The organism is Euryarchaeota archaeon (genome assembly GCA_016207515.1).
Taxonomy (GTDB): domain Archaea; phylum Thermoplasmatota; class SW-10-69-26; order JACQPN01; family JACQPN01; genus JACQPN01.
This window is the reverse complement of the sequence record JACQPN010000005.1, coordinates 40905-55699: the sequence shown is the minus strand read 5'-3', so window position 1 is coordinate 55699 and position 14795 is coordinate 40905. Positions and strand designations below refer to the sequence as shown.

Annotated in this window: 16 protein-coding genes; 10 read left to right on the top strand and 6 right to left on the bottom strand. The window is 62.3% G+C overall.

The window, feature by feature from the left end; all coding sequences use genetic code 11:
• Nucleotides 1-83: 83 nt before the first annotated feature.
• On the top strand, nucleotides 84-230 hold the full coding sequence (locus HY556_02675) for a hypothetical protein (protein ID MBI4392688.1): 147 nt from the start codon (nucleotides 84-86) through the stop codon (nucleotides 228-230).
• 181 nt (nucleotides 231-411) lie between these two features.
• On the top strand, nucleotides 412-1821 hold the full coding sequence (locus HY556_02670; GenBank protein ID MBI4392687.1) for a fibronectin type III domain-containing protein: 1410 nt from the start codon (nucleotides 412-414) through the stop codon (nucleotides 1819-1821).
• Nucleotides 1822-1926: 105 nt separating this feature from the next.
• Here HY556_02670 and HY556_02665 read toward each other — a convergent pair whose 3' ends face one another.
• On the bottom strand, nucleotides 1927-2238 hold the full coding sequence (locus HY556_02665; protein MBI4392686.1) for an HU family DNA-binding protein: 312 nt from the start codon (nucleotides 2236-2238) through the stop codon (nucleotides 1927-1929).
• 141 nt (nucleotides 2239-2379) lie between these two features.
• Between HY556_02665 and HY556_02660 the strand changes: the two genes are divergently transcribed.
• The 5 genes from HY556_02660 (at nucleotide 2380) to HY556_02640 (ending at nucleotide 6669) form a co-directional block, all read left to right on the top strand.
• Entirely contained in the window at nucleotides 2380-2889 is a 510-nt protein-coding gene (locus HY556_02660; GenBank protein MBI4392685.1) for a DinB family protein, read from the top strand.
• A gap of 261 nt (nucleotides 2890-3150) precedes the next feature.
• Nucleotides 3151-4053: a DsbA family protein gene (locus tag HY556_02655; protein MBI4392684.1), complete on the top strand. Its 903-nt coding sequence runs from the start codon at nucleotides 3151-3153 to the stop codon at nucleotides 4051-4053.
• 102 nt (nucleotides 4054-4155) lie between these two features.
• Complete coding sequence (locus HY556_02650; protein MBI4392683.1) at nucleotides 4156-5034, top strand: carbon-nitrogen hydrolase; 879 nt, start codon at nucleotides 4156-4158, stop codon at nucleotides 5032-5034.
• Nucleotides 5035-5110: 76 nt separating this feature from the next.
• A complete protein-coding gene (locus HY556_02645) occupies nucleotides 5111-6121 on the top strand; it encodes an agmatine deiminase family protein (protein ID MBI4392682.1) in 1011 nt (336 codons plus the stop codon).
• 257 nt (nucleotides 6122-6378) lie between these two features.
• On the top strand, nucleotides 6379-6669 hold the full coding sequence (locus tag HY556_02640; protein ID MBI4392681.1) for a hypothetical protein: 291 nt from the start codon (nucleotides 6379-6381) through the stop codon (nucleotides 6667-6669).
• A gap of 75 nt (nucleotides 6670-6744) precedes the next feature.
• On the opposite strand, the gene HY556_02635 is transcribed toward HY556_02640, so the two are convergent.
• From HY556_02635 to moaA, 5 genes are all read right to left on the bottom strand, one after another.
• Nucleotides 6745-8253, bottom strand: a complete 1509-nt coding sequence (locus HY556_02635; GenBank protein ID MBI4392680.1) for an exo-alpha-sialidase — start codon at nucleotides 8251-8253, stop codon at nucleotides 6745-6747.
• Between the two features lie 49 nt (nucleotides 8254-8302).
• Entirely contained in the window at nucleotides 8303-9007 is a 705-nt protein-coding gene (locus HY556_02630; protein MBI4392679.1) for a lipoate--protein ligase family protein, read from the bottom strand.
• 10 nt (nucleotides 9008-9017) lie between these two features.
• Entirely contained in the window at nucleotides 9018-9425 is a 408-nt protein-coding gene (locus HY556_02625) for a hypothetical protein (GenBank protein ID MBI4392678.1), read from the bottom strand.
• A gap of 182 nt (nucleotides 9426-9607) precedes the next feature.
• Nucleotides 9608-9961, bottom strand: a complete 354-nt coding sequence (locus HY556_02620) for an iron-sulfur cluster assembly accessory protein (GenBank protein ID MBI4392677.1) — start codon at nucleotides 9959-9961, stop codon at nucleotides 9608-9610.
• A 172-nt stretch (nucleotides 9962-10133) separates the two neighbouring features.
• On the bottom strand, nucleotides 10134-11105 hold the full coding sequence (gene moaA, locus HY556_02615; GenBank protein ID MBI4392676.1) for a GTP 3',8-cyclase MoaA: 972 nt from the start codon (nucleotides 11103-11105) through the stop codon (nucleotides 10134-10136).
• 266 nt (nucleotides 11106-11371) lie between these two features.
• On the opposite strand from moaA, the gene HY556_02610 reads away from it, so the two are divergent.
• The 3 genes from HY556_02610 to HY556_02600 all read left to right on the top strand — a co-directional run bounded on the left by HY556_02610 (nucleotide 11372) and on the right by HY556_02600 (nucleotide 14755).
• Nucleotides 11372-12328: a hypothetical protein gene (locus HY556_02610; GenBank protein ID MBI4392675.1), complete on the top strand. Its 957-nt coding sequence runs from the start codon at nucleotides 11372-11374 to the stop codon at nucleotides 12326-12328.
• Between the two features lies 1 nt (nucleotide 12329).
• A complete protein-coding gene (locus HY556_02605) occupies nucleotides 12330-13478 on the top strand; it encodes a hypothetical protein (protein ID MBI4392674.1) in 1149 nt (382 codons plus the stop codon).
• Between the two features lie 116 nt (nucleotides 13479-13594).
• Complete coding sequence (locus tag HY556_02600) at nucleotides 13595-14755, top strand: hypothetical protein (GenBank protein ID MBI4392673.1); 1161 nt, start codon at nucleotides 13595-13597, stop codon at nucleotides 14753-14755.
• Nucleotides 14756-14795 lie beyond the last annotated feature (40 nt).

Sequence of the window (14795 nt, the reverse complement as noted above, 5' to 3'; positions counted from 1 at the left end):
CCATCGGGGGGAAGTCGGGACGCACGAGGAGCGCCGGGACGTGAAGTTAATAGACCAGAAGCCCTACCATGTGCCGTGGCACCATGAGTTGGCGATCCAAAGACCACGTCCGGACCGAGATGTTCGACGCCAAGTGTTCCAAGTGCGGCGAGATGACGCGTGTGCCTTTCGACCCGAAGACGGGGCGTGTCGTGATGTGCTCCAATTGCCGGCTCATCTACATGCCGTGATGCGTTTGGCGGCCCGAGCCCGCCCTTGACCAATTGGTCTTTGGTGTGCCGCGAAACGCCATGTGGATTTCCAGGGAGCGCTCCGGTCCAACGGCGAACCTGCCTCGTCATAGGAATTCACTAGCAACCCGTGGTTTGCATCGGGCGTCGGATTCAAGGCGGTCGGGTCGTATCCAAGGCCATGGCGGTCTCCCCCCGACTCGTCCTCTTCGTCGTCGCCTTGCTTCTCGTCCCGCTCGCGCCAAGCGTGCCTGCGACCGGCGGTTGCCCCGAAGGCGCACCGGTGAACGATTGCTTCGACGCACCCATAGACCACTTCGGCATGCCCCTTTACGGCGACAACGCGGGGGCGACCACCGAACCGGGGGAGCCGGCCCCGTGCGGAAACGCCGGAAAGACCCTGTGGTTCCGGGCCGAACCGATCTCCGAAGGCCAGATGCATGTCCAACTCGACGCGCAATGGTACGCGACGCTCGCCGTCTACACGGGCGCCGCCGTCGATTCCCTTTCACTTCTCACCTGCGCCACGTCCTGGGAGGACGAAGGAATCCACTCGCCCGAGGTCTGGTTCGACTGCACTATCGGAGAGACCTATCGGATCCAAGTGGGCGGGATGGACGCCTCCACGATCGACTTCGCGCTCTACGCGGGTGGATGCGCCTTGGAGCCCACGGTGCCGACGGAACCTCGCTGGAGCGGTGCTTTCACGCCCGTCGGCGGCAACCGCAACATCAGCATGAGTTGGGTCGGGCCCTGGTGGGACGGAGGCGACACGGTGAACCTCACGCACTACAACGTCTACCGGGCACCCACCTGTGCGGGCGCGTTCTCGCTAATCGGCAGCCCCGTGAACCGGGGCTATCGTGACGATGGACTCGAGCCGGCCTCGACGTGGTGTTACAGGTTGACGGCGGTCAACTCTGTCGGCGAGAGCGAGCCGACCACGAGCCGCTCCGCGACCGTCTGGGACTATTCGCGTCCCCCGGCGAGCATCATTGTCGCTCCATGCGGTGACGGCGAATTGAAGGTGACCTGGAGCGCGTCACCGGACCAGATTCCCTCGAAGCCCCCCTTCCTCGGCTACAGCGTCTACGGCGCTGAAGCGGCCGAGGGACCCTTTGCACTTATCGGATCGACGGCCACCAGCACCACGAATCTCACTGAAGGCGGCCTCGGGCAAGGCGTCACGCGTTTCTATCGCGTCACCTCGTTGACCGTCGTCGGCGAGGGGGCCGCGAGCGCAGTCGCAAGCTCCACGACGTGGCTTCCGCCGGGGCCACCGCGCGACGTCATCGCCCGCTTCTCCGCAGTAGGGATTCCGCCGCTCGGCGTCACGGTATCATGGTCGCCACCCGTTTACGCCCCTGGACTCACGGGTTACGAGATCTATCGTGCGTCAAGCGGTATGGCGCAAGGCCAACTGGTGGGGCTAACCGCCCCGGACGACACGTCGTTCACCGATGGAGGCCGCGGCCCCTTCCTCACATACTACTACTTCGTGAAGGCGGTGAATCCCGCGGGAAGGAGCGGTGAGTCGACGAGATCCTGCATCGTCGTCCCCTTCGAGACGGCGTCCGCGCGTTGCGAGTAGGAACGAAACGCGGCGGCGAAGAATGGGGGAAAAAGAAAAAATATCGGGCGGGGCAAGTGCCCCACCGCGGTGGTTGAACGATTTGTAACGCGAGGTCTGTTTCCTTTACTTGCCGCCGAAGCCCTGCTTGAAACCTTTCCCGGGCCTGAACTTGACCTTCGTCTGTGCGGGCTTCGACTTCGTCACGTAGGGTTCCTTCGTGAAGGGGTTGATGGCCTTCTGGCCTCCCTTCTGGGCGGGCTTCACGGTCTTCGCGAAGATGCCGATGCCCGTGATGGACACGCGGTCGTTCTTCTTCAAGAGGGCCGCGATGCCGTCGAACGTGGTCTTGATGCCTTCGCGCGCGTCGCGGGGCTTCATTCCGGTCTTCTTCGACACGTATTCTGCAAGGTCTGAGATCTTCGCTGTTTTTGCCATGGTGTCTTCCTCCGACAAGGCGCAAAACACCTGTTTGCATTTGAATTCGACGGCGGTACAGCCCTTCCGACGCGTGGAAGAGGACCGGGGGCCGGGGCTGGTGTCGGTAACCATGATTACCCACGTGCGTGTTCCAAGGTCATGGCCATATCCGTCCACCGGATGCTCGCCTTCTCGGACGCCTTGCAGGACAAGTGGTGGCCCGCCATGAGAGCGGCCCCCGCCGAACTCCTCGTAAGCCCCGTGGATTTCTCGTTCATGACGCCGCTTGGCATCATGACGCACATCGCGAACATCGAGAACTACTACAACGACGCGTTGGAGGGTGAGAAGATGATGGTCGCCCGCCACTCGACCAAAGAGTGGGGGGAACTCGTGCCCGTCGAGGCGTACTGGCGCGCGGCCCGCTCGCGCACCCACAAGAACGTTGACGGGCTCTCGGAAACCGACCTCCTGCGACAGATACCCATCGAAGTCGAGGGGTTCGCGAAGAAGGACTTCACGGTACAGGATTTGGTCTTCACCATCTTCACCCACGAACAGTGGCACCGGGGCGAGGTGCTAGCGGCGTTCTGGTCGAAGAACGTGGAACCGCCGAAGGTCGACTACCCGCGCTACGCGACCCCGTTGGGTAGACCCGCCATGGGATAGACGACGCGAACGCGGGGAACGACCCGGGACGTTAGCCCGGTCGGGCCCGCGTCGTCGCGGGTGGACCCGTGACAAAAGGCGATTCTATCGTGGCCATCGAATAGTGGGACCTCGGCGCCGCAGGGTTGTGCCTTCGCCGCGGCGCGATCCTCGCGGTTCATCGTGGCGGCATGAGCGTCGCCGCGCCATCCTGGCAGCACTACCTTCCGGTGTCATCCTCGTAACCGAAGCCTCTATTAGGCGTCGCGGCTAGCTGCTCATGTGGATAAGATGACGCCTCCGGAAAGTGGCGCCGAGATCGCGACACCCAGCCAGTGGGCGCTCGGGTACTTGAAGGAGATGAACGACGACCCCGAGCCCGTGCCGCGGGGAAAAGTCCGGGTCGAACTCCTGACCGACCCGTGGAGCATCTGGTGCTGGGGTTTCGAACCCGTCCGGCGCACGATCGAACTCCGTTACCCCGGGATAGAATTCCGCTCGGTCGTCGGCGGCATGTTCGAATCCATGCCGGACCCCAAGGTGGTGGGCTTCGACATAGAACGATTCTTTGCGACGGTGCAGCGCACGACCGGCATGCCCATCCGCCTCGACGCGGTCCGCACCGATCGGCCCGAGAGCACGTATCCGGCATGCATCTTCACCCACGCGGTCCGCCTCTTGTCGCCCGGGGCGGAAGCACAATACCTCCGGGCGCTACGCGAGGCAGCTTATCTGGACGGGCGCAACATCTCACGTGCCCAAGTGGGGCTCGAGGTCGCCGAATCAATCGGCATCGATGCCGCGGCCTTCACGGAGGCGATGGAGTCCGGGGAGCCCACTCGCGAATTCGAAGAGCGGGTCCGCCGCTTCCAGGCAAGCGGGCTCGAATCGTATCCGACCATCATGGTGCGTAGCGGTGACAAGACGGGCAACATCGTGGGTTTCCAGAGTCTTCCGGCGCTCCTTTCGACTCTTGAGACCTTCGCCGGCAAGCTACTCGTCGCGCGCGAGGCACCCCGGTTGCCGGATTTCATCGGTGAGACCGAGCGGATAGCGACCCGCGAAGTCGCAGAGGTCCTCGGCACAAGCATCGAAGAGGCCTACGAGATGCTTCGCGACCTGGAGGACGCCGGGGAACTGCATTCGGAACGCCACCCCACCGGCGACGTATGGGAACGTCAATGAGACGGGCGTCGAGCAACGGACGGACGCGGTCCTGAGACGGGGCCCAAGAACGGGCGTGACTTTGGGAACACTTTAAAGATGGATTCGACGGTAACAGGCGCGATGCATAAGCCGCGACCGACCTCGGTCACGATCGGACTCGTCCAGGCGAAGGCCGGCACCGACCCCGTGAAGAACATGGAACGCTCGATGCAGGCCGTGCGCGATGCGGCCCGTCGCGGGGCCGAGATCATCTGCCTCCAAGAGCTCTACCGCTCGCTCTACTTCCCACAGACGCACGACCCATCGTTTTTCGACCTCGCCGAGACGATCCCAGGACCGTCGACGGAGGCCTTCTCAAGGCTAGCCGCCGAACTCGGCGTCGTCCTCATCGTGCCCCTTTTCGAGAAGCGGGCCCCGGGGCTCTACCACAACAGCGCCGTGGCCATCGACGCGGACGGGAAGATGCTCGGCACGTACAGGAAGATGCACATACCCGACGACCCGGGGTTCCAGGAAAAGTACTATTTCGCCCCCGGGGACGCCGGCTACCGGGCCTTTGACACGCGATTCGGACGCATCGGCATCCTCATCTGTTGGGACCAGTGGTATCCGGAGGCGGCGCGACTCACGGCGCTACAGGGCGCCGAGGTGCTGTTCTATCCCACGGCGATAGGCCATTCCGAAGCCGACCGCAGTGTCGCCGACACCCAGCGGGAAGCCTGGGAGACCATCCAGCGTTCGCACGCGATCGCCAACGGTGTCTTCGTCGCGGCGGCGAACCGCGTGGGCCAGGAAGGGTCGACGACGTTCTGGGGCGCGAGCTTCGTCGCGGGCCCGTTGGGACAGGTGATCGCCCGGGCAAGTGGCGACAAGGAGGAGACGATCGTGGCGCGTTGCGACCTTGCCGACATCCAGAGGACGCGGCACGGTTGGCCGTTCCTGCGCGACAGGCGCATAGATTCCTATTCGAGGATCTCGTCGAGGTACGGCGATGAGTAGGCGACCGTCGGGCGGGAAACGGTCAATACAAGGATCCGTTGGTGCCCCGCAGACGCCCGCCTCCCTCGGATTCTCGATGCCGGCCGAGTGGGGACCACATGAGGCCACGTGGTTGTCGTGGCCGCACGATCCCGTCACGTGGCCTGAGCGCGTCCCGCAAGTGGAGAAGGTGTTTCAACAGATGATCAAGGCGCTTTCTCCAAACGAGCGGGTGGATCTCCTGGTCCACGATTCGACGACGCACGAAAAAGTCGCCTCGTGGCTCAAGAAGGATGCGGTGAAGAACGTCCGCATCCACGACATCGGCACCGCCGATTCCTGGATCCGCGATTACGGGCCCATTTTCCTCACACGAGAGGGGCAAGGAAGGCGCGAGGCATGTTACACGGATTGGATCTTCAACGCCTGGGGCGACAAGTACGAGGAATTGAAGCGCGACGACGACATCCCAAAACGTCTGAAGGCGACGATAGGCGAGGCGGAGCTTTTCGAGCCCGGCATCGTCCTCGAGGGGGGAAGCATCGACGTGAACGGCGAGGGGACGCTGCTCACGACGGAACAGTGCCTTCTCAACAAGAACCGCAACCCGACCCTCGGGAGCGGCGAGATCGAGGGATACCTCCGCGCTTTCCTAGGCGTTTCGAACATCCTCTGGCTCTCGGACGGGATCGAAGGCGACGATACGGACGGGCACATCGACGACATAGCTCGTTTTGTAGACCCTAACACCGTCCTCGCGGCCTCGGAGCCCGATGAGGAAGACGCCAATCACCGTCCGCTTGCCGAGAACCTCAAACGCCTGAGGGCGATGAGCGATCAAGACGGGAGGAGGCTACGCGTGGTGGAACTCCCGATGCCCGGTTGGCACGGCGACGATGAGGGGCGTCTTCCGGCAAGCTACGCGAATTTCTACATCGCGAACGGCGTCGTATTGCTCCCGGTCTTTGGTCACGCCAACGACCACAAGGCGGAGTCCATCGTGGGGACGCTTTTTCCCGACCGTCGGATCGTCCCCATAGATTGCAGGGACCTCGTATTTGGTTTCGGCGCGATCCACTGCGTGACGCAGCAGCAACCCGCGATTTGAAGTGGCAAGTAGTGCTCGACAGGAGGGAACAACCGCCAAAGGGGCCACATGGCGGAGTGGCCACGTAAGACACGATGCGATGATGCGCCATGGGGATCCCCCCATCCGGGCGCGAGGGACGCGTACCTTGAACGTCCACCGCGCCTTTCCGCTTCTAGTGATGGACAAGCCAAAGAATCGACGCATGCCGAAAAGAGCGGGCCTTTCACGCCAAAGACGGGAATACCGACGCATTGCTCGCTTCACGGGTGATTCCCATGTCGGTGCACTGGTTCGTGGATCTGAACGCAGAGGAAGAGAAGATCGTGCCGAAACTCGATGAGATCGTGCGAAAGGGAACGACGGCGAACCACGGGAAGGTCCTCGGGGGCCCGTACCACCCGCAGACGAGTTCGCTCCTTTACATCTCCGAGTACAACACCGCAGAGGACTTCCAGCGGGCCGGCAAATGGACGCTTGACGAGATCAACAAGGCGGGGCTAGGGGAATCGATAACGCCGGTGAAATACGAGATCGCGGTGAAGTGCGGCGAGGTGGGCGGGCCCTAGACGGGGCACGACCCTGGCGTTCCTTCACATGGGGCCCGTTCGACGGGCGAACCTTTTCCTTTCCTGTTCCGTTGTTCAGCGTAGCTGGAGACGGGACGCATAGAGGAAGGCCGCGGTATCGTGGCCACCGGTCACCGTGCCCCGGGTCGAGCCGGCGGCGGCCTGAGGCCCCGCACCAGCGTCGAGGATGGACGAGGCGAACACGAGGTGGACCCAGCCACCATCCCGGGTGATCGCGATCCCCGGGTAGTCGAGAAGCTCCCGATCGCGAGGACACGCGGCTCCCATCGGACAGAATCGGCCGACCTTCACGGGCCATGGACTGGCAGGTATCGGTGGGGTGATATCCGGCGTGCCTGTCGCATTGTCGACGATGACGGCATAGGCGGACCATTTCGTTTCGTCCGGCGCATCGAAGGCGTAGTGGCGCCCCTCGGCTCCATAATATCCGATGGCGACACGGCCGCCCGAGCTTACGTCGATCCAAGGAAGGACCGCCGTCTGGGTCTCCGGCGTCACGGCGATTGGCTTCGAGAAAGTGGCGCCCTCGTCGGAACTCCAGGCCAGGTACAGGCGTGAGCCGATGCCGCTCGGGCCCCGCTCCATGTACGTGGCGTAGATCCTGCCCGCCCCGTCTAATGCCGCCTGCATGGGCCAAAGGCCGCCGACGCCGTTTTGGATGTCGGCGATCTTCCGAGGTGTGAAAGTGGCGCCTTCGTCCTTTGAGACGGCGACGAATCCCGTCGCGGTGCCGTTCCACGGGTCGCTCGCCCGATACTCAACATAAGGGAAGAAGACCGTGCCGTCAGCGTCTATCCTGTGCTTGGCGATGAAGGCGAAGCGCGTGCCGTCATCCGGAGGCGTCCATGCCCTTATGGGCGCGCCGAATGTCCTTCCTGCATCGGTGCTTCGAAGGATGAAGAGGCCGTTGTCGGGCGAATCGCGATCGGCGGTGCCGAGGTCTGCGCCGCGGGCGTAAGTGAGGAACAATTCTCCCGCAGTGTCCCCCGCCGTGAGGTACTGGCGGTCATTGCCTCGGACATCCGTCTGGACGAGGAAGTTCCCTGCTCCGAACGTCCGGCCGCCGTCGGTGCTCGCTTGGACGACGAAGCCCGTAGGGGTCCCGAAGAGGCCCGTAGGGTCGTCGGGAAGCGCCGGCCCAGTGTAGCGCGTCACCCAGAAGTCCGTGACGTATACGACGCCGTCCGGTCCTTGGGCCACGTCCGCGTCGCATGAACAGTATGTCGAGTTCGGGTCGCCGCCTTCGACGGTTTTCAGGGCCGCGTATGTGACGCCGTTGTCGCGCGATACCCAAAGAGGAGCTTGGGATTCCTCGACGTTCGGGTTCTTCACGAGGCTTCCGACCCCAATGACGTAGATCCCGTCGGAGCCCACGATGACGTTCGGTTCCGCGGAGACGTGCGCGGAGGGGAGGCGCAGCGGCGTTTGGAAAGTGAGGGTATTTGGTAGACTCGGCGTCGAAGGGTCGGCCGGATCCTCGTTCGACGTGCACCCGGCCAAGAGCAGGACACCGATGAAGATGACGCCGACGTCCATGTTGCCGCGTGGCAATCCCCGATACACGCTTCGCCACGGAGCTTGCATGTTCATAAAGTTTCGCGATTCCGGGGCGTCAGGCGAAGGCGATCGGTGCCTTCGACAATTCGAGGTCTACGCCGAGCGCCGCCTCGTAGCCCCGAAAGACCGCCACTTGGAGCCGGTGCCTGTCGAGCTCGACGCCCTCTTCCTTGAGGCTCGTGACCTTTTCGCGGATCTTCCCGACGTCTTCCCGGAAAACGGCGGCCATCCGGTCCTCGTCGCGATCGATTATCACGGTGCCGTGCTGGAGGATCCCGTCCTGCGTCCGGCGTTGCGCGCCCCCCGAGATCTTCCGCCCGCCGACGGCGATGTAGACGCCTTGCGAGCGCATGTAACAACAGACGTCCTTGCCGCCCTCTCCCGTAAGGTAAGTCGGTTCGAGGCCGATGGTCTCAAACGCCTTGAAGACGCCGGACGATAGGAATTTGAACGAGTCCTGAAGGCCGCTTGGAAGCCCCGGAAAACCGTGAGGGACGACGATGCTGTAGGTGACCTCCGTCTCATTGTGGAGGATCGCGCCTCCCCCGGTGGAGCGGCGCACCACGTCGAAGCCGAACCGTTCGACGGCCCCGTGGTCGAGGCTCGATTCGGGTTGGGCGTAACCGAGGGAGACGCACGCCGGTTCCCACGCGTAAAGCCGCAGCAGAGCCTCGCCTCGAGCGAGGTTGGCCTCGTCGATGGCCATGTTCTCGCTGCCGCGGCGTTTCGTGTCGACGAGGACCTTCAATCGACCGGCCATTTCTTTTCGCCTACTTCGCTACCCGTGGCCTTTGCCGGTCGTCCATCGACGGCGCGTTGCTTCCCGATTCGATGTGGACGTGCTCCGGTTTCCCGAGAAGCTCCGGTTTGAGAAGCCACACTCGGAGGATGCCGTCCATGTGGAGCAGCACGTCCCGCAGGCGATAGATCTTCGTCTTGTCCTTTTCTTCGCTGATGATACCCTTCCACGTGATGTACTTCTCAATGACCCCGGCGGAGATCGCTGGTTCCTCCCAGCCGCGAAGGTTCTGGCTGGAGCCCTCGGTCACGTCGTGGAGCACGATCCAGTCGTTGTCGAACTCCATGAGCGTCCCTTTGAAGGATCGGTCGTCGCTCATGACCACGAGTATCTCGTGGTTCAAGGCGCTGGCAAGGTGCTTCTCGATTATCTCTGACATGCGGGCCCTGACCTTGCGAGTGCGATGCGATATTAATAGATACTTCTCCAATCAGGGCGGCAAGGTTTAGCCTTCCAGTAGAAAACCGACACTTGGGAGGCCAACGGATGACGTAAGCCAGCACGGGATTGATGCGCGTGTCTTGGAGGTGGGCGGGCGAGAACCGGCGACGCGATGGTCGACTAGCGGAACGACTTCCCGCAGCCGCAACTTTCCGTCGCGTTCGGGTTGGAGATCTTGAAGCCGCCGCCCATGAGGGTGTCGATGTAATCGAGCTTGATCCCGTTCAGGATTTCGACGTCCTGCTCATGGACTATGAGCTTGACGCCCGCTTGCTCGATGACCACCTCACCATCGCTTGGGGCGGCCGCGAAGGAAAGGCCATACTGGAAGCCCGAACAGCCGCCGGGAAGCACACTTACTCGTAGCGCCTGATCGGCCTTGCCTTGGGCGGTCATGAGCTTCTTGAGCTCTTCCGACGCCTTCGGGGTGATGTTCAGGTCGACGTGGGTCTTGAGTTCGGTCTTCGCTTCCATGTTACCACCTAGTTAGGAGGCATAGGTCATATAAGTCGGTTACGCCACGAAACTATGGGTCTTGACGCCTCCCCGGCGCGCCGAGGGCCTATCGTCGAACCCGTCGGTCCCAAGGTCTTTTGCCCAAGATTCCAATCCTCAGGCGCCATTGCGCCTGTCCAGCACGGGGGGGCTATCGGGGGATGGAGACGAATTGCTTCTTCACCGGGTGCCGCACGTTCTGGTATGGTGCTTTCAGGTAGGCCCCATAATACGGGATGCGGTTCGCGACGACCCGTCGGAACGCATCCGCGATGCCGACGCGGTCCAACCCACGTAGCGGCACGAGGTCATCGTTGCGGTTGAGACAACCCTTGAGGTGGCCGTCCGCCGTCACGCGAAGCCTCCTGCAATTGAAACAGAACTCCTCGTTCTCCACGGGGTCGACCACCTCCACCTCGGCGCCGCCGATGTGGTAGATGCGGCGGTGGTGCATTGCGCGTATCTCGACGCGATCCGCCCGTCGTTCGAGCTCCTCCTTGACCTCGTCGATGTCCACCATCAACTCCTCGAGTCCGACGAGTTCGGGCATGAATTCGATGAGTTGGAGCTTCAGGCCTTCGGTCTCGCCGATGTATTTGATCATCTCCGGGACGTGCTCCACGGTGCCCTTGAAGACCACCATGTTCACCTTCACGGGCCGGATCCCGACTTCGAGCGAGCGCGCGATCCCCCGGAGCACGGGCCGCAGCGACCCTCGCCTGATGGTCGCGAACTCCGCCGGGTCGAGGCTGTCCATCGAGATGTTGAGGCGGGTGAGGCCTGCCGCCTTGAGTCCGACGGCGCTTGACTCCAGCATCGAGCCGTTCGTCACCATCGAGACCTCCACCATGGGCGCGATGCGTCTTACGATCTCGGCGATGTCGCTACGAACAAGCGGCTCGCCCCCGGACAGCTTCACGTGGGTCACGCCAAAACCGTGGGCCACCTCGACGATGTCGCGGATCTCCTCGGGCGTGAGCTCGTACGCGTGGGCCGCGGAAGCGGGCTTGACCGGCCCTTGGCCTTCGTTGTGGCAGTAGATGCAGCGGAAGTTGCACCGATCCGTCACCGATATCCGGAGGTCCGTCGCCACGCGCCCGTAACCATCCACCAGCGTTTCCATCCGAACTACGGTTAGACTGAGCCGCGTATATGTCGTTTGGCCGACCGGGGCGCCGTTGGTGGACGTCCCCGTCGCGGGAACGGCGAGGCGGCCTCTTCAAACCCGTGTCCCCGAAGCGTCGCCGGCGTAGGACAAGCTTCCCGCGGCTCCCGTTCCAAAAGCCGGTTGCCTGGCAAGGCGCATCTCATGTGTATGCGCTGGGCGCATTTTCCTACCGTCAGGTATTATATAGGAAAATGTCTCTCGCGAAACCAAGGTGTGACACCATGGTCAACGCCATTCTTACAGGCACGTTCCCAAGATCCGAAGAACTGGTCGCAGCGACTCGCGACCACGACCGCAAGCGCATCGACGACGCCCAGTTGGAGGCGGCGTTTGCCAAGGATTTCGATAACGTAACGCGGATCCAGCGAGACGCCGGCTTCGCCTTCGTGACAGACGGGAATCTACGCTGGCAGGACGTGACGCGTCCCTTCGCCGAGAACCTCGACGGGGTCAGCGTCGGCACCCTCACACGGTATTTCGACAACAACTGCTTCTACCGGCAAGCCACGGTCACCGGGAATCTAAGGCCGAAGAAGGCCGGTTTCATCAACAAGTACGTCGAGACCCGGGCTTTCAAACAGGGCGAGAAATGGGGAGTGATCCTTCCCTCGCCGTTCACGTTCGCAGGCCTAGCGCGCGACGAGTACTTCGGATCGCGCGAGAAACTCGCGCTCGCCTTCGGCGACGCGCTTCGCTCCGAAGTGCAAAGCCTCCAATCGGCAGGAGCTTCGTTCATCCAGTTCAACGATCCTGCGGTCGTGAGGCTCGCCCCGTCGAAACGTGAGGTGGCGGCGACCGGCGAGGCCATCGGGGCGGCGCTCCAAGGCTTCAGGGGCACCTCGTCCTACCACACGTACTTTGGCGACGTGACGCCCTGGGCGGCCGAACTTGCGAAGTTCCCCGTCGGTTACATCGGAATAGACCTCCACGCGGCGCACGAGTTCGCAAAGAGCCCGTTTGCCGGCAAGCACCTCATCCTCGGCGTCGTCGACGGGCGCAATTCCCTCGTCGAAGACCCGAAGGCCATCGCAAGCCACGTGAAGACGATCAAACAGGCGAACCCAGGCGTGAATATCCTAATCGGACCGAACTCCGACCTGGAACTCCTTCCAGCGACGGTGGCGGCGAAGAAGGTCGCTGCCCTCGGACAGGCGGCAAAGATCGCGGGCGGTGCTTGAAATGGCGACACCCGGTATCCCGACGCAGGAGATCGGAAGCCTCGCGAAGCCTAATTGGCGTGTCAAGGCCGCAGCGGGAAAACCCATAACGCCTGCCGACATAGCCGAATGCGAACGCTGGGCCAAGATCACCGGCACGGATGCAAGACCGCTCGTCGCCTTACTCAACAAACCGAAGCTCACGGACGCGGAGAAGGACGCGGTTGCCGAGTGGTCGAGCCTTTTCGGGATACGTTACCTCGAATCCGCCGGACTCGACATCGTCTACGACGGCGAACAGCGACGCACCGAGATGTACGAGCACGCCGCGCGCTCCACCAAGGGACTGCGGTTCCTCGGCCACGTGCGAAGCTTCGACAACAAGTACTACCTGAAGGCGGCCATCGTCGAGCGACCGACGCTCCTTTCGCCCTTCCACAACGACGAATTCGAGTACGTGAAGGCCAAGGCGAAGGGGATCGTCAAGGTCCCGATAACGGGCGCTTTCACCATCGCCGACTGGTCGTACAATGAGTACTACCTGAAGAGGGCGGGTGCCACCGGGACGACGAGCGCGACGGCGCGCTACGCGGCGAAACGCGAATTCGCGGTGGACATCGCCAGGAACGTCATACGCCCGAACATCGAGGCCCTCGTCAAAGCGGGTGCCACACGCATCCAGATCGACGAGCCGGCGGTCGCGACGAAGCCCGAGGAAGTGCCCATATTCGTCGAGTCCTTCAACGAGTCGACGAAGGGGATCGCGGGGTGCCGGTTCAGCCTGCACCTTTGCTTCAGCGATTACAAGGCGCTCTACCCGGCGATACTCGACCTCAAGGACTGCAGCGAGTACGCGATGGAGTTCGGCAACCGCGACTCGTGGAAGGCGGGCACGACCAAGGACGTCCGTTGGGGGTACGAGTTCATCGAGCTTATGAAACAGCACGGCGACAAGGCGGACATCGGCCTTGGCGTCCTTGACGTCCATCGCGACGACGTGGAGAAGCCTGAACTTGTGCGTGACCGGATAATCTACGCGGCGAAACTGCTCGGAAAAGAGCGCGTCCTCGCGAACCCCGACTGTGGACTACGCACCAGAAGTTGGGACGTGGCGCACGCGAAGCTCCGGTCGCTCGCAGAGGGCGCGGCCCAGGCACGGAAAGAACTTTGAAGCTCCTGTCGCGCTCTTCCCCCAAGGTTCAGGCATCGTAAAAAACGCCGCCTCGGGGGCAATACGCATAGGCGTTTCCCAGAGTCATTATAAGGATTGGAAGGAATTGGTGCGGTATGCTGGGCAGGGGGCCACCCGCAATCATCGTGGTTGTAGCCATCGCGCTGGTTTCAACCGCCATCTTCGGGCCCGTCACAGGCGCAGGATCGCCCCAGCCCGGTAGCTCCGAGCCCGGGGAATGGATCTTGACGACCTTCTACCCCCCATTCAATGCGGAAGGCGTTTACGTTTTCGATGTAGCGGCGGCTACCTGGAATAGATCAAGGCCTGCCGTCGTATTTCACGATTACAACGACGACAATACTCATCGAATCATGTTCTCCGCGGACCCTCTCGACGGTGCGCCATTCGAAGAAGTCATGAGGTTACCTTCGAACCCCATCAATCCCAACCTTTTCATCGCTCTTGGTCCTCAGGGAGTGCCCCACATCTGGGCATACTATGAGATTCTCAGCCCAATTCTCCCACCCACGTCATTCGTGTACTACTCGACGAAATCGACAGAGGGGAATTGGGTGACCGAGGAGTTGGCGGTCGATCTATTGCCCCTGCGCTTCAAACCGGAAGCCGTCGAGGTTACGCCTGATGGGACGCCCCATGTCTTGGGGATTCGGGGAACTTGGGAAATCCTGAGCCGACTGGACGGAGCGTGGCACGCCGAACCAGTGGGACTCTCCACTTCGTTCCCGGATTTTTCCTCTGGCGAGAACGACCATCTGCATGTCTGTTACGTTGATCATCGCGGAGTCATTCACCGATGGGGACACCCAGGCTCGCTTTGGAATGAGGAAATCGTTTTGGTGCGACCGTTCCATTCTCGCAGGTGCTCCATCACAATGGGCGTCGGCGACCTAATCCACCTCGCGTTCGATGGGACTCCCGTCAGCAACAGCTCGGGCCAACGCGCCCTAATACACGCCATGAAAACCGGTCCGATTTGGGAATTCGATGTGATTCCATCGCCGGCGTTCGGAAGCGCCATCCCCTATCACTCACTCGCGACAAACGAAACGGGAGCGGTGTGGGCGAGCGTATTCATTCCGAGCGAGGGGTCGTCCGTCGCCGGCCAATACGGTGCCTCATGGGAGATGGAATCGTTCCCGAGCCTGACCGAGGTTCGAAGGGATTCGCATCTGACTCCGGGAATCGTACGTCCCTTTCTAACGGTCCAGTGGGGTGAATTACGAATGTGGCATTGGGAGGATGTTCCTGCGTAACTGGCGCTCTAGGGATTGGTCGAGCTTGGCCGGTTTTGCG